The organism is Acuticoccus sp. MNP-M23, assembly GCF_031195445.1.
GTDB lineage: Bacteria > Pseudomonadota > Alphaproteobacteria > Rhizobiales > Amorphaceae > Acuticoccus.
The window spans coordinates 2,636,784-2,656,195 of the sequence record NZ_CP133480.1 but is presented as its reverse complement, the minus strand read 5'-3'; the positions used below and the strand labels follow the sequence as shown (position 1 = coordinate 2,656,195).

The window sequence follows — 19,412 nt, the reverse complement described above, 5'->3', positions numbered from 1 at the left end:
CTCCGGCCCCGGCGCGAAACCAGAGGTTATCCAGCCTTTTTTAACTCTTTGGTGACGAATGCGGCACCGCGCGCAGGTGCGCCCGGCGCAAAGCACCGGATGTCCCGTCCCTGCCGATCACGATTCTGCGCGTCCGTCCGTTTGCCGGCCGTGCGGGTTGACTCGGACCGCGCACGGGCGGCGTATGTGCGCCGCAACGCCCCGGGAGCATCGACTTGGCTGACCGTTCCGACCCCGCCGCTGCGCCTACCGGGCCGCTGAGCGGAATTCTCGTCCTCGACCTTTCGCGCATCCTTGCCGGACCGACCGCAACACAGCTTCTGGGCGATCTCGGTGCCGACATCATCAAGATCGAGCGCTTCGGTGTCGGCGACGACACGCGCCGCTGGGGCCCCCCGTTTCTCACCGACGAGAATGGCCGGGAAACCGCCGAAAGCGCCTACTACCTCGCGGCAAACCGCAACAAGCGGTCGCTGGCGCTGGACCTGTCGAAACCCGAGGGGCAGGACATCGTCCGTGCGATCGCGGCAAAGGCGGACATGGCCATCGAGAATTTCAAGGTCGGTGGCGCGGCGCGCATGGGGCTGGACTATGCCGCGCTGTCGACGATCAACCCGAAGTTGATCTATGCCTCGGTGACCGGGTACGGGCAGACCGGGCCGCTCGCCAGCCACGCCGGCTACGACTTCATGGCGCAGGGCCGCGGCGGGATCATGAGCGTCACCGGCGAGGCCGACGACAAGGGCGGCACACCGCAGAAGGTGGGCGTCGGCATCGCCGACGTGATGACGGGAATGTACGCCGCGGTTGCCATGCTGGCCGCGCTCCAGGGCCGCAGCGTCAGCGGCCGGGGTCAGTACATCGACCTGTCGCTGTTCGACACGCAGCTCGCCTGGCTGATCAACCAGGGCGCCTCGTTCCTGATGAGCGGCGACACGCCGATCCGCCGCGGCAACGGGCATCCCACCATCGTGCCCTACAACGCCTTTCCGGCGTCCGACGGGATGTTCATTCTGGCCATCGGCAATGACGGTCAGTTCGCCAAATTCTGCGCCGCAGCCGGCGAGCCTGGCATTGCGACCGACCCCCGTTTTGCCACCAACGCCGCACGGGTGCGCAACCGGGATGCGGTGGAGGCGAACGTCGCCCGGCTCACCGCGCAGCGCACACGGGCCGAGTGGATGGCGGTGCTGGCGCCGCTGGGCGTGCCCATCGGCCCCATCAACACCATTCCGGAAGCCTTTGCCGAGCCGCAGGCCGCGGCCCGCGGCGCCGTGGTCACCCACGATCATCCGGCGGCCGCCGACGGCATTGCCCGCACCATCGGCAACCCCATCAAGATGTCGGACACGCCGGTGGACTATCGGCGCCGGCCGCCGATGCGCGGCGAGCACAGCCGCGAAGTGCTCACCGAACTTCTGGGCATGGACGACGATGCAATCGACGCTCTGGCAAAGGCGGGGGTGGTCGACCTCGGCGATCTCGCCGCGAAAGGCTGACCCGTGACCCTGCGCAACGCCGACATCATCGCCCGCAAGCTCGCCGCCAGCGGGTGCAGCCACGCCTACGGCATTCCGGGCGGCGAGGTCCTCACCATCATCGACGCGCTGACCGCAGCCGGCATTGCGTTCCACCTCACCAAGCACGAGAATTTTGCCGGGTTCATGGCCGAGGGCACATGGCACGCCACCGGCGCCCCGGCGATCCTTGTCGCCACCATCGGGCCGGGCCTTGCCAACGCCGTCAACGTCATTGCCAACGCCCATCAGGACCGGGTGCCGCTGATCGTGCTCACCGGCTGCCTCGATGCCGGCGACGCCGACACCTACACCCATCAGGTGTTCGACCATCAGGCGCTTCTTGCGGGCATTGTGAAAGCCACCTTCCGCGCCGCCACCTCAAGCCTCAACCAGGTGATGGACAAGGCGCTGGTGCTGGCTGCCACCGGCCAGCCCGGCCCCGTCCACATCGACGTGCCGATCCGTGTTGCCGAAGAGGCCGCCAGGGGTTCCGCATCCGCGCCTGCCGGGGTTGGCGCCAGCTTCATCCCCGCCGATGGACCGGAGCTGCAGCGTGCCCGCAAGTGGCTCGGGGAAGCCGAGCGCCCGCTGGTGATTGCCGGGCTCGACGCGGTGAACGACGGCGCCAGCGATGCGCTCGTGCGCTTTGCGCGCTCGGTGGGCGCGCCGGTCATCACCACTTACAAGGGCAAGGGCCTCATTGCGGAAACCGACGCGCTTGCCATCGGCGGCGCCGGCCTCTCCCCCCTTGCCGACAAGCACCTGATGCCGCTGATTGCAAAGGCCGACTGCATCGTCCTTGCCGGTTACGACCCGATCGAGATGCGCGCCGGATGGCGCGACCCGTGGCCCGACGATGCGCGCGTGATCGACGTGACGCCGGTGGTCCGCACCCACGGCATGCATTCGGTGCAGGTGACACTGTACGGTTCGGTCTCCGCAGTTCTCGACACGCTCACCAATGGCAGCGCCCACCACCCCACTTGGCCGGACGCCACGCCCCGCAAGGTGCGCAATGCGCTGCGTGAAACCTTTGCGGCCGAGACCGGCGGCTGGGGCCCCGCCGCAGCGTTCCACGCCCTGCGCAAGGTCCTGCCGGCGGAGACGGTCATCACCGCCGATTCCGGGGCACACCGCATCCTTCTCAGCCAGATCTGGGACTGCCCGGCGCCGCGCACGATGCTCCAGTCCTCCGCCCTTTGCACCATGGGCTGCGCGGTGGCGCTGGCGGCCGGCCACAAGCAGGCCGCCCCCGAGACACCCGTGACCGCGTTTGTCGGTGATGCCGGCCTTGAAATGGTCCTCGGCGACCTTGCCACCGTGCGCGACCTCGGCCTTGCCGTGCCCGTTGTGGTCCTGATCGACGACAGCCTGTCGCTGATTGAAATGAAGCAGCGCGGCCAGCAGCTCGGCAACACGGGCGTCGATTTCTCCGCCACGGACCTTGTTGCCGTGGCGGGCGCAATGGGCGGCCACGGCGTGTGGATCGACGACACCGAGACCCTCGCCAGCGAGGCCGCCGCTGCCCTCTCGCGGCCCACATTCACGTTGCTGTGTGTGCGAATCGGCCGCCGCGCCTATGACGGCAAGTTCTAGGGCAATTGCCCGGGGAGACTGACTTGAGCACGCTTCGGCTGATCCTGTTCGATTGTGACGGCACGCTGGTGGACAGCGGCACGCACATCGTGAGCACCATGCAGGCCGCCTTCACGCACCACGGCCTGACCCCGCCGGATGACGAGGCGGTGCGCGCTATCATCGGCCTCTCCCTCCCCTTCGCCATCGAAGCGCTGCACGCCGAAAATCCGGCCGTCCACGACGAGCTGGTCACCGCCTACAAGAACATCTACCGCGAGGCCGCGACGCGCGAGGCGGCGATGGAACCGCTTTATCCGGGCGTGATGCGGATGCTGGACAGCGTGTCCGGCGAGGCGACGCTGCTTGGCGTTGCCACCGGCAAATCGCGCAACGGGCTCAACCGGATCATCCGCCAGCACGGGCTGGAAGGCCGCTTCGTCACCACCAAGACCGCCGACGATGCCGCGTCCAAACCGTCGCCGGACATGGTGTTGCAGGCGCTGTCGGAGAGCGGCTGCGACGCGGCGCGCACCGTGGTTGTGGGCGACAGTGCGTTCGACATGCAGATGGCGCGCGCAGCCGGTGCATTTGCGGTTGGCGTGTCGTGGGGCTATCAGCCGCCGGAACGGCTGGAGGCCGCCGGTGCGCACACCATTGCCGGCACCATGGCGGACCTGCCAGCCGCAATTGCAGGACTGGTGGCACCATGAGCGACGAACCGAAGAATGGCGCGGGCCGCAAGGGTCCGGACGTCCCCGAACCGCTGAAGCGCTTCTACACGGACGTCAGCCTGCGCGAGGAGGACGACGGCCACGCGCTGATCCTGCTCGACGGACGGACACTGCGCACGCCCGCCCGCGCGCAGCTGAAGATGCGCACCCCCATCGCCAGCGCAATGGCCGCCGAATGGGACGCGCAGCAAACACACATCCTGCCTTTGACCATGCCGGTGACGCGTCTCGTCAACACCGCCATAGACGGTGTTGCCGCGGCAGTCGCCAGCGTCCAGGACGATCTCGTCGCCATCGCCGGCAACGACCTCATCGTCTACCGCGCGGACCGGCCGGACGGTCTGGTCGCCCGCCAGAATGCGGCATGGGACCCCGTGGTGCGCCACACCGAAGCGCGGTTCGGCACGACGCTGCGCCTCACGGCGGGCGTCATGCCGATCAACCAGGACGAGGGTCTGGCCAGGGCGGTAAAGGCGTCCCTGCCGGACGATCCGTTGCGGCTGGCCGCCCTCCACCAGCTTTCCACCCTGACCGGAAGCGCGCTGATTGCCCTGGCCGTTGCCGCAGAAGCGCTTGACCTCGAGGCGGCATGGGAGGCTGCCCATGTGGACGAGGACTGGAACATCGACCAGTGGGGCGCCGACGCACAGGCCGCCGCCCGCCGCAACGACCGCAAAAAGGACGCCGACGCCGCCGCCTTCATCCTGCGCGAGGCCTGAGCCTTCGGCGCATCGCCCGCCGCGGCAAAGATTGTCATGGTCCTTGTGAAAAGCAGTGCCGAGCCGGTAGCGTTCAGCTTCGGCGCGGGGGATAATTTCCCGGCGCCGTTAAAACGGGCGGTGCGACCGTCATTGCGGTCGACGGATAAAGGGCTTTGCAGGGCCGGGCGCGATTTTGGCAGGAGCTTCAGGCGATGGTTTGCGGACACAATCCGCCGGCGCCCGCTTCTGAAAAACCGCGCGACAGCAGCAAGACCCGGCAATGGGCGAACATGACAAACGGGGCCACGACGTGAAGGACGTTCTCATCGAACTTGAGCGGCGGCGCGAGGAAGCGCGGGCCGGCGGCGGCGCGCGGCGGGTCGATGCCCAGCACGAGCGCGGCAAGCTCACCGCCCGCGAACGTCTGGAGGTGTTGCTCGACGAGAACTCGTTCGAAGAGTTCGACATGTTCGTTGAGCATAATTGCACCGATTTCGGCATGGAGAACAACAAGTTCCCCGGCGACGGCGTGGTGACGGGCTGGGGCACCATCAACGGCCGCACCGTCTTCGTCTTCGCCAAGGACTTCACTGTCTTCGGCGGCTCGCTTTCGTGGACTCATGCCCAGAAGATCATGAAGGTCCAGGACATGGCGCTGCGCAACCGTGCACCCATCATCGGCCTGTTCGATGCCGGTGGCGCGCGCATCCAGGAAGGCGTTGCCGCGCTTGGCGGTTATGGCGAGGTGTTCCAGCGCAACGTGCTCGCCTCCGGCGTCATTCCGCAGATCTCGGTCATCATGGGCCCCTGCGCGGGCGGCGACGTCTACTCCCCGGCAATGACGGACTTCATCTTCATGGTGAAGGGGTCGAGCTACATGTTCGTCACCGGCCCGGAGGTGGTGAAGACCGTCACCAACGAGACCGTGACCGCGGAGGAACTGGGCGGGGCCGACGTTCACACCGCACGCTCGTCTGTCGCCGACAACGCCTATGACGACGACATTGCCGCCCTTACCGACGTGCGCCGGCTGATCGACCTGCTTCCCGCCTCCAACGTCGTCGAGCCGCCGGAGCTTGAGACCGAAGATCCCGCAAACCGTGTCGAACCCTCGCTCGACACGCTGATCCCCGACCTTGCGACCGCGCCCTACGACATGATGGAGCTTCTGGAGAAAACCGCCGACGAAGGCGAGCTGTTCGAGATCCAGCCGGCCTTTGCCAAGAACATCATCACCGCATTTGGCCGGATCGAGGGGCGGACGGTAGGATTCGTCGCCAACCAGCCGCTAACGCTTGCCGGCGTTCTCGACTCGGATGCCTCGCGCAAGGCGGCCCGCTTCGTGCGCTTTTGCGATGCGTTCTCCATCCCGCTGGTGACGTTCGTGGATGTGCCGGGCTTCCTGCCCGGAACGGCGCAGGAATATGGCGGCCTCATCAAGCACGGCGCCAAGCTGCTGTTTGCCTACGCCGAGGCCACCGTGCCGAAGATCACCGTCATCACCCGCAAGGCCTATGGCGGCGCCTATGACGTGATGGCGTCCAAGCACCTGCGCGGCGACATCAACTATGCCTGGCCCACCGCCGAGATTGCGGTGATGGGGCCGAAAGGTGCTGCAGAAATCCTGTACCGGGCAGACAGGAATGACCCGGAGCGGCTTGCGGCCCGTATCTCGGAATATGAAACACGCTTTGCCAACCCGTTTGTCGCCGCCGAACGAGGCTTCATCGATGAAGTCATCCTGCCGCACTCGACCCGGCGCCGTGTTGCAAGGGCGCTGCGGCTTCTGCGCGAGAAGACGCTGGAGAACCCCTGGCGCAAGCATGACAATATTCCGCTATGACCAATAACCCCGCTTTCTCTGCCGAAGGAGGCCCACCGCTGCCTTGATGCCGAAGCGCGCCGCACTGCGACACCGGTCGCAACACCGGGTCATCGAGTGGCAACGCAGGACGCACTGAACAAGTTGGCTGAGGCCACGCCGCTCGTGGCGGACTTCCTGAAGAATATCCCGCTCTCGCGAACGTGGGTCGCAGCGAAACGCATCTGCGCCTGCCAATGCCTGCCTAAACCGACACGAGGCTGATCGACCGGCTTGGCGGAAAGGAAACCGGTGTCGGGCTCATTTTCGGCGACTGGGATTTCAGCTTTGCCGACATGGAGCGGATGCGCAGCGGCCCCTTCAGGATTGCCAAACTCTCGAACCAGACGGCGCGCGCGATGGCGCAGGACATGGCGGCCGGCGCATTTGCACAGGCCACCATGGCGCTGATTGCCCGGCACGGCATCACCGCCTGTGCCCGGGGCGTGCGTAATCTCGCCATGTCGGAAGCCCTTTTTGCGCTGGGCGTGGGCGCCGCTCTACCGGCCACACCGCCGGTCAGAACAACGACAGGAACAATGGCACAATGAGCGCAGTCACCGCGCCGTTCAGCGCCATTCCGATCCCCGCGAAGGCCCCCGCCAGCGGGTCGACCTGAAACGCCCGCGCCGTGCCGATGCCATGGGCGGTGATGCCCGCCGCAAACCCGCGGGCGCGCATGTCCTTGATCCGCAGCGCGTTCATGAGCGGCGTGACGACCACCGCGCCGATGATGCCTGTGAGGATGACCAGCACCGCCGTCAGCGGCGGGATGCCGCCCAGCGTGCTGGCAATGCCCATCGCGATGGGTGTGGTGACGGATTTTGGCGCCAGGCTGACGAGCACGTCCCGCGGCAAGCCGAACGCATAGCCGATCCCCACCGCCACGGTGACCGCTGTGATCGACCCTGCCGCCAGCGCCGCCGCAATGGGCCGTGCCGCCCGGCGGACCGTTGCCCAGTTTTCCACCAGCGGGATGGCCAGCGCCACCGTTGCCGGGCCGAGCAGGAAGTGAACGAACTGCGCCCCCTCGAAATAGGTGTCGAAGTCGGTGCCGGTGATCGCGAGCAGTGCGATGATGATGAGCGCAGCGATCACCACAGGGTTCAGCGCCGGGTGCCGGTTGGCTCGCCGCGCGAGCGCATCGGCCAGCGCGTAGGCGCTGACCGTGAGCGTCAGCCAGGTGAGCGGCCGCTCGGCGAGATAGACCCAAAGGTCGTTGACGTTTTCCGGGATCATCGGCTGCCCGCCACCCAGCGGAACACCAGCGCCGATACCGCCAGCGCCGTGATCGACGAGATCACCAGCGCCGACACCAGCGGCAGACCGTACTGGGTGAAGATGTCCCGGTACTCGATCACCCCGACCGCAGCAGGCACGAACAAGAGAGAGAGGTTGCGCAGGATGGTGTGCGAGACCGCCGCCACCTCGGTGCCGATCCGGCCGCGGATGAGCAGCGCCGCAGCCAGCGCCCCGCCCCCCAGAACCGGACCGGGGATCGGCAGGTCGAGCAAGCGGACCAGCACCTCCCCGCCAAGTTGAAAGCCAAGGAGGACAACGAGCGCGTTGATCATGTGGCTGTGCCTTTCGGTTGGACTTGCCATGAGCCACTCCCCTACAACGGGACGGGAGACGTGGCGAAGGGCTGACGATGTTTGCAAAGATCTTGGTGGCTAATCGCGGCGAGATCGCTTGCCGCATCATGAAGACGGCGCAGCGGATGGGGATTGCCACGGTCGCCGTCTATTCCGACGCCGACCGTCACGCACCCCACGTGGAGATGGCGGACGAAGCGGTCCACATTGGCCCGTCGCCCGCCGCGGACTCCTACCTCAAGATTGATGCCATTCTGGACGCCTGCGCCCGGACCGGCGCAGAAGCCGTCCACCCCGGCTATGGTTTCTTGTCCGAGCGCGCGTCTTTCGCCAAGGCGCTGGCGGACGCCGGCATTGTCTTCATCGGCCCCAACGCCGACGCCATCGACGCCATGGGCGACAAGATCGAATCCAAGCTGCGCGCCGAGGCCGCGGGCGTCTCCACCGTCCCCGGCGGCAAGGGAGCCCTCACCAGCGCCGAGGATGCGCTCGAGGTGGCCGAGACAATCGGCTATCCGGTGATGATCAAGGCGTCCGCCGGCGGCGGTGGCAAGGGGATGCGCATTGCCCACAGCGCATCCGAGGTGAAGGAAGGCTTCGACCGCGCCCGTTCCGAAGCGGCCGCCTCCTTCGGCGATAACCGCGTCTTCGTGGAAAAGTTCATCGTCGACCCGCGCCACATCGAAATTCAGGTGCTGGGCGACAAGCACGGCAACGTGATCCACCTTCTGGAGCGCGAATGTTCCATTCAGCGCCGGAACCAGAAGGTGCTGGAGGAGGCCCCCTCCCCGCTGCTGGACGACGAGACCCGCGCCGCCATGGGCGCGCAGGCCGTCGCGCTGGCGAAAGCGGTCAATTACGATTCGGCAGGCACGGTGGAATTCGTCGCAAGCCAGGACGCCGAGTTTTATTTTCTGGAGATGAACACCCGCCTTCAGGTGGAACACCCGGTGACCGAGCTCATCACCGGCGTGGACCTTGTGGAGCAGATGATCCGCGTTGCCTACGGCGAGCGTCTTTCGCTTGAGCAGGACGACATAAGCGCCAGCGGCTGGGCGGTGGAAAGCCGCCTCTACGCCGAGGACCCCGACCGCAATTTCATGCCCTCCATCGGACGCCTGCGCCGTCTCGCCTTCCCGGCCGAACGCGCCGGCGAGACCACCGTGCGCATCGACACAGGCGTGGTCGAAGGCTCCGAAATTTCCCGCTTCTACGACCCGATGATCGCCAAGGTCATCACCCACGGGCCGACGCGCGACCTGGCGGTGGAGGCCATGTCCGAGGCGCTCGACGAGGTTGCCATCGAAGGCATCCGCCACAATGGCACGTTCCTGTCGGCGCTGATGGCGCATCCGCGCTGGCGCGAGGGCGCGCTGTCGACCGCATTCATCGCGCAGGAGTTCGACGGGACCGGCACCGCGGCGCTGGGCGACGACGACCGGCGCACCATGGCCGCCGTCGCCTTCGCGGCCCATGCGCGCGAAAGCCAGCGCCGCTCGGGCTTCGGCCCGCACCCCTCGCCCGCCCCCGCTGAATTGTCGGCCGTCTTTGCCGACGATGTGCGGATCGACGCTGGCCTCGCCGGCAGCTGGGACACCTGGCGCATCATGATCGACGGCATGGCGCTGGACGTGGTGATCGAGAGCATCGAGCACGCTGTCTGGCGCGGCGCGGTCGGCGGGCGGCGCATCATTATGGGCCTCGACAGGCGCCGCGGCCGCAGCGCGATGACGTGGCGCGGCATGCGCGCGACCGCGCGGATCGCCAGCCCCCGCGTGGCCGACCTGATGCGCCATCTGCCGGAGGAAAGCACCGCCGGCAGCGGCAAGACGGTCCTCTGCCCCATGCCCGGCCTGGTGGTATCCATCGACGTTGCAGCGGGCGACAATGTGGAGGACGGGCAGCAGCTTGCCGTGATCGAGGCGATGAAGATGGAAAACGTCCTGCGCGCCGAACGATCCGGCAAGATCAAGACCGTTCACGTTGCACCGGGCGCCAGCCTTGCGGTAGACGCGCCGATCCTGGAGTTCGAATGATGGCGACGCGCTTTCTGATTTCAGGCCATGTGCAGGGCGTCGGCTACCGCGACTGGTGCCGGCGCGAAGCCGAAGACCGCGGTCTTGCCGGCTATGTCCGCAACCTTGCGGATGGGCGGGTGGAAGCCTTGTTCTATGGCCGCAACGAGGTTGTGGACGAGATGCTGGTGGCCTGCCGCAAGGGACCACCCGGCGCGGCCGTGACCTCGGTCGGGCTGGATGCCGTCGACCTTCCGCCCGTTGAAGGCTTTACGATATTGAGAGACGCATGATGACAAATGTTGCGCGCACTGGAGGACACCAATGGAACTGACTGGCGAACACCGCATCCCGGCGCCGCGTGAAACCGTGTGGAAGGCCCTGCACGACCCCGAAATCCTGCAGGCTTGCGTGAAAGGCTGCAAGGAGCTGACCAAGATCAGCGACGACGAGCTTGCCGGCAAGGTGGAAGCCAAGGTTGGCCCGGTAAAGGCGACATTTGACGCCGTGGTGAAGATCACCGACCCCGTGGCACCCGAGCGCTACACGCTGGTGGGCGAAGGCAAGGGCGGCGTGGCGGGCTTTGCCAAGGGTTCGGCCGAAGTCGTGCTGGCCGAAGATGGCGACGACACCATCCTGACCTACAACGCCAAGGCCAATATCGGCGGCAAGCTGGCGCAGCTCGGTTCGCGCCTGGTGGATTCCACCGCGAGAAAATATGCGGCCGACTTTTTCCAGAACCTGTCGGAAATCCTGAGCAAGGGCGCCGAGCCGGAGCCTGCCGTTGGCGACCCCGTGCCGGAAGATCCGGTGGCTGCCGCAGCGGCAGCGCCGGCAGCATCCGCCCCGCCGCCTGCAGCGCCCGCCCCCACCGCAGCGGACGCGGGCAGCGCGGAGAAATCGTCTACACGAATTCCGCCGCTGGTCTGGCTCGGCGTTCTGGTGGCGCTCGGCGTCGTCTTGGCCATCGCCGTCGTCTGACGTCGGCGTCCGGGGCGGCTCGCGCCCCGCTCTCAAAAATTACGGCAATAGAGCGTAGCAGCGGGTGGCCTTGGTGCCGCCCGTTTGCATTTGGCTTCGTCCCGGTGCGGGGCAAGCCGTGAGTTTAATGAAGGACGCAGGCGACGAAACCATGGCCGGGCAGCTGCGGCGGTGCCGTGTTGTGCGACCTTTCGGCCTCCGCAGGGTACGGCGCAACGCCAGTCCTTCGCGCAGCGCGGCATCCGGTGCAGCGCTGCGCGAAAGATCTGGCCGGCGGAACTGCCGAATTCAGGCGTCGTCGCGGGAGACGAACTTGTTGAACCGGCTCACCTTGCCGGTCGCGGTCTTTTCCTTGAACAGGAAGGCGAGCTTGTTGTCGTCAAACGCCTTCAGGAATTTGGGCCAGGGCACTGCGGCAAGGCCCTCGTCGGGTTTGCCGAAGTCGATCCGCAGGATGCCGAGCTTGCCTTTCTTGGTGCCGGTTTCGGCCACGTGAGTCGGCCGGCCGCCACGCGATTCCACCCATTCGCGAATGCGGGTGTGATCGACAGTGGTCTGCGCATCGTCGTCGGCGCTGGCCTTTTTCAGCCGTGCTTCACCGGCCGCAGCATCAGCCTTTGCCTTTTTGGCCGGCGCTTTCGTGGATTTTGCCGCGGGCGAGGCCTTTGCGGATGAAGCGGACTTTGCCGACGGTGCGGCCTTGCTCTTGCTTGCCGTCGCGGCCTTGCCGGACGCGGCGGCCTTTTTCGGGGTGGCGGCCTTGGCGGACGACGCCGACTTTGCGGCAGGCTTGGCGTTTGCGGTGGATTTCGACGATGCGCTCGCGGAAGACGATGCCTTCGTCGTTGTTTTCTTGGATGCAGCGGTCCCGGCGGAGGATTTGGATGCGGTCTTGGCCGGTGATTTGGCGGATGCCGATGTGCTGCTCGCCGCCTTGCTGGCGCTTGTTTTCTTGGCGGGGGCCGATGGCTTTGCCGCCGACTTCGAAGTCGACTTGGAGCCCGATGCCGGTGCCTTGGCGCCGTTCATCTTGGACCCGGCCGATGCGCTCGTTTTGGACGCCGCCGCCTTGGTGGCCTTCGGTTTCGCCGCGGAGGATTTCGAGGCTGGCGCCGCCTTGCTGCTGGCCGACGTTTTCGCAGCCGGCTTTGCGGCGCTGGCGCTTTTGGCCGACGCGCGCTTCTTCGCCGGGGCCTTCTCAAGCCCGTGATCGGCCGCGTCGACGAATTTGCAGAAGCGGCTCTTGTTGCCGGACTTGGTGGTCTCCTGCAGGAGAAGCGCCAGACCGTACTTGTCCATCATGTCGAAAAATTTCGGCCAGTCGATCTCGTCCAGCGAGTCGTCCTTCTTGCCGAAGTCGAACCGGAGCAAGGCGCCAGGTTTGCCGTTGTTGGCAGTGTCCTTGACGATCGACGGTCGCCCGCCGCGCGCTTCGGCCCATTCCTTGATGCGTCCCTGGTCTCGGGTGACGTCTGCTTCGCTCATATCCGCTAATCCCCTGTTAGCGGCGCAACTATGGCGCACTCTCGCCGCGTCAAAGGTTATAATTGCTGATTCTGCAGATGAAAGCCAGTCAACCCCCAAATGTGAGGACTAAATCCACAAGCCCAGCGCAAGCTTCTTTGCAACGAGGTTACTTCGCAAGGGAGCTAAGTTTGCGGGACCGCGCCGCCTGCCGGATCTTCAGGCCGAAATGGGCTGAAGAATCCGTGTTCGGCCAGCGCCGCCCGTCATCCAGCAGGAACGAGATCAGCCGCTCACGATCCTGGGTCCAGGCACGGTGCCCGAACTCGACGCGGGACCACGCGGCAGCGCTGATGTCCTCCGCCTCGCCCTGCGACAGCTCCGGCAATGCCAGCGGCCGCTCCGGATCGTAAAGAATCCCGCTGGACCTGTGGCCGATATATTCGTTGGCGGTCGGCCTGTCGGGCGCCACCACAATCTGCCCGCGCGCCATCGCCTCCAGCGTCATCATGCCGATCCCTTCGCGCAGGCGCGGCGCAAAGTGGAACAGCGGCGCCCCGCTCACCGCCGCAAACTCGGCCTTGTCGTCGAACCAGTCCGACGTGGTGAGGGCAACGCCCTCCAAGGTGTCCCGGCGGCGATAGCTGTGGGCGCTTGCCGCTTCGTGCGGAAAATCGGGCACGGCGTGGACGTGGAGGCTGCCGATCTTCAACGTCCGGCATTGCTTGGCCACGGTCCGCGCGCTCGGCACGTCCTGCGGCTTGCGCTCCCAGAAAAACGCCGACCACGTTTCGGGCGCCGTGTTCCGCGCCACCGGGGCCGCGGGCTCCGGCCAGTATTCGAACGAGGCGCTGCGCTGGTCCAGCCGCTGCAGGTGGCTGTGGAGCGTGCGCGAGAAGGTGGCAAAGCGGCAGTTGATGAACTGGCGCCAGTAGTCGTCCGAATGGCTCCACGCCCCGTCATACATGGGGATGATGACCGCGTTGCGCAGCCCGAGCGGCAGAAGCCGCGCTGCCACATATTCGGTCTGCAGGAAGACCCAGAGGTCGAAATCTTCCTTGAGGTATGTCTCCACAGCCGTGTCGTCCGACAGGCGCGGATCGTCGGGCGAGGAGTGAAGCACGGTGACCGTGCCCAATTCGGCCAGAAGGCTCTGGATGAACCGGGTGGACCCGGTGCGCTCGTGGAACGTGTGGCCGACGAAACAGATCTTCATGCCCATCCCCTTAGCGCAGCTGGATGCTGACGAGAGCGACGCCGAGGTCGCGCGGATCGCCGCCGACGCTGGCCGAAGCCGAAGGCTGGATATGGACCATGTTGTCCTGTCCGCCCTTGCGCCAGAGGTGCCCCACATCCGCGCTGATCGCACCGCCGCTCAGCGGGCCTTCCGCAACGACCATGCCGTTGACGCTGATGGTGCAGCTCTGGTTCTTCACCACGGGGTTGGGCCGCATGTCGACAACGAGAGCCGAGATGGAATCCATCGACGAAAGCCGCACCTCGCTCTTCACCCCGCGCGACCAGATGAAGGTCGGCTCGAACTGGTACCAGCCTGCGCCCAGAAGCTCGGCGTTTTCGGCCGATGTGGTGCGGTTGAAGGCGACCTTGGCGCCGGCCGGCCGCGGCGATGTGGTCGCGTCGCCGCTGAACTCGAACTCGCGCACGGCCAGCGAAACCAGCCCCGACCCTGCATCGAACGGCTCGGCGTGGTCGGACATGACCTCCACGACAGTGCCGCCGGGAAGCGGCATCTCGAACACCAGATCGACGGCAAAGCTCCCCTTGGGTACCGCCACCTGCGCAATGGACTGCCCGTCCACGAAGGCGTTCAGGATCTGGTTCGTGAACGGATTGGTGCCGCGCAGCTGAAGGCCGGTGGCGTTGGTGCCGGTGGGGGTAAGGAAGCGCGCCCCGTCGCCCGACAAAAAGCGGTAAGGGTGGTTGATTGCACGGGCAAGGTCCGCCTTCCGTTCGACCGAAAGGCCGACAATCGCCTCGCCTGCCGCCAGCGAACGCGTGCCGCGGAACGGGGAGGCCCCGCCATAATAGTAGGCGTCGACGCCGGCAGGATCGGCCGAAAAGCGCCGGTGCAGCGCGTTCCACTCCAACTTGAGCAGGTCGTGCCGCTGGTCCGAAAAGCCGCCGCCTGCGTAGATCGCCACGATCTCGTCCACAAATTGCGGCGTGGCGCCAGCCTCCACCGCGCGCAGGAAGAAGTCGTGGTCGGCGCAGACGCGAAAGGCTGTGTCGTAGCGCTTTTCCCGCAGGAGGGTGGTGCGTGTCATGGTGGCCTGGTGCGCCGGAAAGCGGGCGATCCACTCCGGCGTGATCCGCCCGCTGCGCAAGCCCGCCATTGCCGCGCGGAAATCCCAGGATTGCTGGAACATCTCGCGGCCATTCTTGCGATAGATGTGGTTGCCGTAGACGATGTCGGCATCGGTGTGCCGCCGCGCCATCAGCCGGGTCACGGTGTCCGCGCTGTGGAAGAGATCGCCCGCGTTGAGAAACAGGACCATCTCGCCGCCGGCCATGGCAGCGGCCCGGTTCATGGCATCGAAGATCCCGGCGTCCTCGATGATTTCCAGCCGGTCGATGTCGTCCCGGTAGCGGGAAAGGACCTCTGGCGTATCGTCCCAGCTCGACCCGTCGACCACCAGAAGCTCGATGTCAGGATAGTCCTGACCGAGAATGCTTTCGAGGGTCAGGGGGAGTTCTTCGGCCGCGTTCAGGGCGACGGTTGCAACGGTAAGACTCAACGGGAAACCTGCTCGGTCGGTGCGCTCTTCATGCGGTGGCTGCGTGGTGCTCGACAAACCAGTCATATGTGGATGCGAGCCCCTCGCGAAGGGAGATTTGATGCTGCCACCCCAGCGCCTTGAGGCGGGCGCCGTCCATCAGCTTGCGCGGGGTACCGTCCGGCTTGGTGGGATCGGTGACCAGTGCGCCGGTGTAGCCCACCACGTCCATCACCAGTTCGGCAAGTTCGCGGATGGTCACGTCGGTGCCGAGGCCGATGTTGATGTGCTCGTAGCCATCGTAAAAACGCGCCGCGTGGAGGATGCCGGACGCGCAATCGTCCACATGCATGAACTCGCGGCGAGGCTGGCCCGATCCCCAGATCACCATCTGCGGCGCGCCCGCCACCTTCGCGTCGTGCGCCTTGCGCATCAGCGCCGGGATGACATGGCTGGATGCCAGATCGAAATTGTCGCCCGGCCCGTAAAGGTTGGTGGGCATCACCGATATGTAGTGCGCGCCGTACTGCCGCTTCAGCGCCTGGCACATCTTGATGCCGGCAATCTTGGCAATGGCGTACCACTCGTTGGTGGGCTCCAGCGGACCGGTGAGGAGCGCATCCTCCGCCATGGGCTGCGGCGCCATCTTCGGATAGATGCACGACGAGCCGAGGAACACGAGCCGCTCCACATCCGCCTCGAACGCGCCGCGAATGACGGCAGTCTCCAGCTCCAGATTGTCGAACAGGAATTCTGACGGATAGGTGTCGTTCGCCAGAATGCCGCCAACCCGTGCTGCTGCCAGAAAGACGACGTCTGGCTTGTGGGCGGCAAGCCAGGTTTTCACGGCCGCACGATCCCTGAGGTCAAGCTCGTTGCGTGTGGCGGTCAGAACTTCGGCGGGGTTTTCGGCGCCGAGCGCGCGGACGATCGCCTGCCCGACCATGCCGCGATGGCCCGCCACAAAGACGCGTTTGCCGGCCAGGGTATGGAGTTGTTGCAAGGGCCAACCTTTGTGATTGGAGCACGCGAATTATCAGGACCGGGAACGCTGTTGGCGTGGTGGAGCCGAGGGGATTCGAACCCCTGACCTCTGCAGTGCGATTGCAGCGCTCTCCCAACTGAGCTACGGCCCCGACGATGGCGGTATGTTATCGCCTGCAGGCAAAGTCAATATTGGCGGACGTCCACGCGGATGGGTGGCCCGAAAATGTGCCTGTGCCAGCAACATGCGCCCCGGCCGGGCATGACAGGGGTGCCGAAGCGCGCCATCTTGGCGTAAGCCGCAGGAGCCGGATAGCCGTGATGCGGCAAGCCTCAGAAAGATGGAGAAGTCCCGTTGATCGTGTTTCAGACTATGTTCGGGTCCGTGGACAACCCATACGAAGCCTTCAAGCGGGCGCTGGGAGCGGACGCGGTGGGCTGGCTCGATCGCAATCTCACTGTCGACGACCTCAAGCCCGGCATCGCGAAACGCTTCAAGGTCATCGGCGGACCTTTGCCGTTCGACAAGGTCTATGCGCTGCGCGGCGTCCGCTTCTTTGCCATGGTGCTGGACGATCCGGGCACGCGGTCCATGCGCCAGTGGTCAACTGCGGTGAACAACGAGGCGCACCCGCACCATGCCCTCACGCATGCATTCATGCCGCGCGAGGTGCTTGAAGAAGACCTGCCGTTCGCAAAGACCATCCGCGATGCGACCACCCGTGTCTTGTCCCCCGATGGCGAGGAGCCGAGTGTGGAGGCCGCTGTTGCACGCATCAAGGCAGGCCCGTTCCTGATCGGCGATCCGGAGAACCTCCGCCCCTTCGTCGAGGTGCTTGCGCGAGTTCTGGAGGTGAAGCCGACAGATTTCGGCCCCCACCCGTTCAAGGCGCGGGGGATGCCTTTTCCGCGCAAGACCGGGGTGCCGCGGATTCAAGCCGCCAATCCGATGGACAACGCCCTTCTCGCAGCGCTGGAGGGCTTGCGGACCGACGGGCGGGATCTTGTCATCACCCGGCGCGCTAGGCCCGCTGATGAGGCAACCGGCAGCGCCGGCGGCTGACGAGGCGCCACGGCAGCCCGGCGTTCAGCTCTCCTCTTGCGCCACCGCCAGCCAGGCGTCTTCGTCCCAGACCGTGAGGCCCAATGCTTCGGCCTTTGCGAGTTTCGAACCTGCGCCGGGGCCGGCGACCACAATGTCAGTCTTCTTGGAGATGGTGCCGACCACGCGGGCGCCGAGCGCTTCGGCCCGCGCCTTGGCCTCGTCGCGCGTCATCCGCTCCAGCGAGCCGGTGAACACCACCGCCTTGCCGGCAATGGCCGAATCCACCGTGCGCGCCACCTCCGGCTCGATGGTGAGTTCGCCCGCCAGCGCGTCCAGCGCGTCCACGTTGTGGCTTTCGCTGAAGAAATTCTCAAGCGCATCGGCAACCACGGCGCCGAGCCCGTCGATGGCAACAAGGTCGGTGCGCACGGCCTCCCCTTCCGCATCCGGCTCCGTCTGCGCGGCCCGGTCCGCCGCAGCCTTCGCCAGCGCGCCCATGCCTTTCCGGAAGGCATCGTAGGTCCCGAAATGGAGGGCCAGCACGCGCGACGAGATCTCGCCCACCCGGCGGATGCCAAGCGCATAGATCAGCCGGCGCAGCGCAATGGTCCGCCGGCTCTCGATGGCGTCGAACAGGTTCCGGACGCTGGTCTCGCCATAGCCTTCGCGCGCGACAATCCGCTCGTCTTCGGGCTTTGCAGCATCGCGCTTGGCCAGGGTGAAAATATCCGCCGGGGTGCGGATCAGGCCATCGGCGTGGAAGGCGGCAATCTGCTTGGCCCCCAGCCCCTCGATGTCGAACGCCGCGCGGGAGACGAAGTGCTTCAGCCGCGCCAGCACCTGCGCGTCGCAAACGAGGCCGCCCGTGCAGCGGCGCACCACATCGGGCTTGCCGGTTCGCGGATTGAGTTCCGCCGCGACCTTGCTGCCGCACACCGGACATTTTTCGGGAAACACGTAAGGCGCCGAACCCGCCGGCCGCTTGTCGGTGAGGACGCGCACCACCTGCGGGATCACGTCGCCCGCTCGCTGGATCTCCACCGTGTCGCCAATGCGCACGTCCAGCCGGGCAATCTCGTCAGCATTATGGAGCGTGGCGTTCTTCACGACCACGCCGCCCACCGTGATGGGCGCCAGCCGCGCGACCGGCGTCAGCGAGCCGGTGCGCCCCACCTGGATCTCGATGCCTTCCAGCACCGTGATGGCGCGCTCTGCGGCAAATTTGTGCGCCACCGCCCAGCGGGGCCGCCGCTCCCGCTCGCCAAGGCGGCGCTGCAGGTCCAGGCGGTCGATCTTGTAGACCATCCCGTCGATGTCATAGGGGAGCGCAGCGCGCTTTTCCTCAATCTCGCTGTAGGCGGCCAGAAGCGCCTCTATGGTTTCGCAGCGGTGCATCAGATCATTGACGGGCAGGCCGTAGGCTTTCAGCGCCTCCATCATGCCGCTCTGGGTCTCGGCGGGAAGTTCGCTCGCCTCCCCCCAACCGTAGGCAAAGAACTGGAGCGGCCGATCGGCGGTCTTCTGCGGCTCCACCTGCCGCAGCGATCCGGCGGCCGCATTGCGCGGGTTGGCGACGGGCCGCTTGCCCTCCTCCACCAGCCGCGCGTTGAGGGCGGCAAAGTCGGCGTGGGTCATGTAGACCTCACCGCGCACTTCGAACACCGCGGGCGGCTTGCCCTTCAGCTTCTGCGGGATCGCCTCCACAAAGGCGACATTCTTCGTCACGTTTTCACCGGCGCGGCCATCGCCGCGGGTGGCGGCCACGGCAAGCGCGCCATTCTCGTAGCGGAGCGACAGCGACAGGCCGTCGATCTTCGGCTCAGCGGTAAAGGTGAGACCGGCATCCTCGGGCAGCTTGAGGAAGCGGCGAACGCGGGTCAGAAATTCGGCAACCTCATCAGCCGTCAGCGCCTTGTTGAGCGACAGCATCGGGAGCGGATGCTCGACCTCGGCGAACGCGCCGGACGGCGCCGCGCCGATGCCGCTGGTGGTGCCGTCGGCAAGCTCGGGGTGTTCGGCTTCCAGCGCGTCCAGCTCCTGCTGCAACGCGTCGAACTCGGCATCGGAAATGATCGGATCGTCGTCGCCATGATAACGCTGGTTATGCTCGGCGATCTCGGCGGCGAGCGCCTTGTGGCGCGCAGCAGGTTCTTCTGGCAGCTCAGGCAAACAATGGTCCTCCCCGGCGCATAGATAACGCGC

17 protein-coding genes and 1 tRNA gene are annotated in these 19,412 nt (G+C 66.2%); 10 read left to right on the top strand and 8 right to left on the bottom strand.

Features of this window, described 5'->3' with window-relative positions:
• Positions 1 to 215: 215 nt before the first annotated feature.
• From RDV64_RS12300 to RDV64_RS12275, 6 genes are all read left to right on the top strand, one after another.
• Positions 216 to 1,499, top strand: a complete 1,284-nt coding sequence (locus RDV64_RS12300; protein WP_309195214.1) for a CaiB/BaiF CoA-transferase family protein — start codon at positions 216 to 218, stop codon at positions 1,497 to 1,499.
• Positions 1,500 to 1,502: 3 nt separating this feature from the next.
• Positions 1,503 to 3,116 carry a thiamine pyrophosphate-binding protein gene (locus tag RDV64_RS12295; RefSeq protein ID WP_309195213.1) on the top strand — a complete coding sequence of 538 codons (1,614 nt, stop codon included), beginning with the start codon at positions 1,503 to 1,505 and terminating at the stop codon, positions 3,114 to 3,116.
• A 23-nt stretch (positions 3,117 to 3,139) separates the two neighbouring features.
• Positions 3,140 to 3,808 carry an HAD-IA family hydrolase gene (locus RDV64_RS12290; RefSeq protein WP_309195212.1) on the top strand — a complete coding sequence of 223 codons (669 nt, stop codon included), beginning with the start codon at positions 3,140 to 3,142 and terminating at the stop codon, positions 3,806 to 3,808.
• On the top strand, positions 3,805 to 4,548 hold the full coding sequence (locus RDV64_RS12285) for an ATP12 family protein (RefSeq protein ID WP_309195211.1): 744 nt from the start codon (positions 3,805 to 3,807) through the stop codon (positions 4,546 to 4,548). Before RDV64_RS12290 ends, RDV64_RS12285 begins: the two co-directional genes overlap by 4 nt.
• A 292-nt stretch (positions 4,549 to 4,840) precedes the next feature.
• On the top strand, positions 4,841 to 6,373 hold the full coding sequence (locus RDV64_RS12280; protein ID WP_309199494.1) for an acyl-CoA carboxylase subunit beta: 1,533 nt from the start codon (positions 4,841 to 4,843) through the stop codon (positions 6,371 to 6,373).
• A 314-nt stretch (positions 6,374 to 6,687) separates the two neighbouring features.
• Positions 6,688 to 6,942: a hypothetical protein gene (locus tag RDV64_RS12275; RefSeq protein WP_309195210.1), complete on the top strand. Its 255-nt coding sequence runs from the start codon at positions 6,688 to 6,690 to the stop codon at positions 6,940 to 6,942.
• Here the strand turns inward: RDV64_RS12275 and RDV64_RS12270 are convergent.
• Both RDV64_RS12270 and RDV64_RS12265 read right to left on the bottom strand, forming a co-directional pair.
• Positions 6,911 to 7,630 (bottom strand): LrgB family protein, encoded by a 720-nt coding sequence (locus RDV64_RS12270; protein ID WP_309195209.1) that lies wholly within the window; start codon positions 7,628 to 7,630, stop codon positions 6,911 to 6,913. The genes RDV64_RS12275 and RDV64_RS12270 overlap by 32 nt on opposite strands.
• Positions 7,627 to 7,995, bottom strand: coding sequence for a CidA/LrgA family protein (locus tag RDV64_RS12265; protein WP_309195208.1), 369 nt, complete (start codon positions 7,993 to 7,995; stop codon positions 7,627 to 7,629). The genes RDV64_RS12270 and RDV64_RS12265 overlap by 4 nt, the downstream gene beginning before the upstream one ends.
• Positions 7,996 to 8,042: 47 nt before the next feature.
• Between RDV64_RS12265 and RDV64_RS12260 the strand changes: the two genes are divergently transcribed.
• From RDV64_RS12260 to RDV64_RS12250, 3 genes are read left to right on the top strand one after another with little or no spacing between them, the layout of a single operon-like run.
• Entirely contained in the window at positions 8,043 to 10,022 is a 1,980-nt protein-coding gene (locus RDV64_RS12260) for an acetyl/propionyl/methylcrotonyl-CoA carboxylase subunit alpha (RefSeq protein ID WP_309195207.1), read from the top strand.
• Complete coding sequence (locus RDV64_RS12255; RefSeq protein WP_309195206.1) at positions 10,019 to 10,294, top strand: acylphosphatase; 276 nt, start codon at positions 10,019 to 10,021, stop codon at positions 10,292 to 10,294. Before RDV64_RS12260 ends, RDV64_RS12255 begins: the two co-directional genes overlap by 4 nt.
• Before the next feature lie 31 nt (positions 10,295 to 10,325).
• Complete coding sequence (locus RDV64_RS12250; RefSeq protein WP_309195204.1) at positions 10,326 to 10,982, top strand: carbon monoxide dehydrogenase subunit G; 657 nt, start codon at positions 10,326 to 10,328, stop codon at positions 10,980 to 10,982.
• A 288-nt stretch (positions 10,983 to 11,270) separates the two neighbouring features.
• On the opposite strand, the gene RDV64_RS12245 is transcribed toward RDV64_RS12250, so the two are convergent.
• From RDV64_RS12245 to RDV64_RS12225, 5 genes are all read right to left on the bottom strand, one after another.
• Positions 11,271 to 12,566 (bottom strand): hypothetical protein, encoded by a 1,296-nt coding sequence (locus tag RDV64_RS12245; RefSeq protein WP_309195203.1) that lies wholly within the window; start codon positions 12,564 to 12,566, stop codon positions 11,271 to 11,273.
• 49 nt (positions 12,567 to 12,615) lie between these two features.
• Positions 12,616 to 13,662, bottom strand: a complete 1,047-nt coding sequence (locus tag RDV64_RS12240) for a glycosyltransferase (RefSeq protein ID WP_309195202.1) — start codon at positions 13,660 to 13,662, stop codon at positions 12,616 to 12,618.
• Between the two features lie 10 nt (positions 13,663 to 13,672).
• Positions 13,673 to 15,202 carry a glycosyltransferase family 2 protein gene (locus RDV64_RS12235; protein ID WP_309195201.1) on the bottom strand — a complete coding sequence of 510 codons (1,530 nt, stop codon included), beginning with the start codon at positions 15,200 to 15,202 and terminating at the stop codon, positions 13,673 to 13,675.
• A 28-nt stretch (positions 15,203 to 15,230) separates the two neighbouring features.
• Complete coding sequence (locus RDV64_RS12230; RefSeq protein ID WP_309195200.1) at positions 15,231 to 16,184, bottom strand: GDP-L-fucose synthase; 954 nt, start codon at positions 16,182 to 16,184, stop codon at positions 15,231 to 15,233.
• A gap of 57 nt (positions 16,185 to 16,241) precedes the next feature.
• Positions 16,242 to 16,317 (bottom strand) — tRNA-Ala (locus RDV64_RS12225).
• A 203-nt stretch (positions 16,318 to 16,520) separates the two neighbouring features.
• On the opposite strand from RDV64_RS12225, the gene RDV64_RS12220 reads away from it, so the two are divergent.
• The gene (locus RDV64_RS12220; RefSeq protein WP_309195198.1) at positions 16,521 to 17,228 is read left to right on the top strand and encodes a hypothetical protein; all 708 of its coding nucleotides are present in this window, start codon (positions 16,521 to 16,523) and stop codon (positions 17,226 to 17,228) included.
• 24 nt (positions 17,229 to 17,252) lie between these two features.
• On the opposite strand, the gene ligA is transcribed toward RDV64_RS12220, so the two are convergent.
• Complete coding sequence (gene ligA / locus RDV64_RS12215; RefSeq protein ID WP_309195197.1) at positions 17,253 to 19,379, bottom strand: NAD-dependent DNA ligase LigA; 2,127 nt, start codon at positions 19,377 to 19,379, stop codon at positions 17,253 to 17,255.
• Positions 19,380 to 19,412 lie beyond the last annotated feature (33 nt).

What these genes read in the sequence shown, in the direction of transcription:
- RDV64_RS12255 (WP_309195206.1), top strand. Translation starts at nt 10,019, where the DNA reads ATGATGGCGACGCGCTTTCTGATTTCAGGCCATGTGCAGGGCGTCGGC.
- RDV64_RS12250 (WP_309195204.1), top strand. Translation starts at nt 10,326, where the DNA reads ATGGAACTGACTGGCGAACACCGCATCCCGGCGCCGCGTGAAACCGTG.
- RDV64_RS12275 (WP_309195210.1), top strand. Translation starts at nt 6,688, where the DNA reads ATGGAGCGGATGCGCAGCGGCCCCTTCAGGATTGCCAAACTCTCGAAC.
- RDV64_RS12265 (WP_309195208.1), bottom strand. Translation starts at nt 7,995, where the DNA reads ATGGCAAGTCCAACCGAAAGGCACAGCCACATGATCAACGCGCTCGTT.
- RDV64_RS12240 (WP_309195202.1), bottom strand. Translation starts at nt 13,662, where the DNA reads ATGAAGATCTGTTTCGTCGGCCACACGTTCCACGAGCGCACCGGGTCC.
- RDV64_RS12260 (WP_309195207.1), top strand. Translation starts at nt 8,043, where the DNA reads ATGTTTGCAAAGATCTTGGTGGCTAATCGCGGCGAGATCGCTTGCCGC.
- RDV64_RS12285 (WP_309195211.1), top strand. Translation starts at nt 3,805, where the DNA reads ATGAGCGACGAACCGAAGAATGGCGCGGGCCGCAAGGGTCCGGACGTC.
- RDV64_RS12270 (WP_309195209.1), bottom strand. Translation starts at nt 7,630, where the DNA reads ATGATCCCGGAAAACGTCAACGACCTTTGGGTCTATCTCGCCGAGCGG.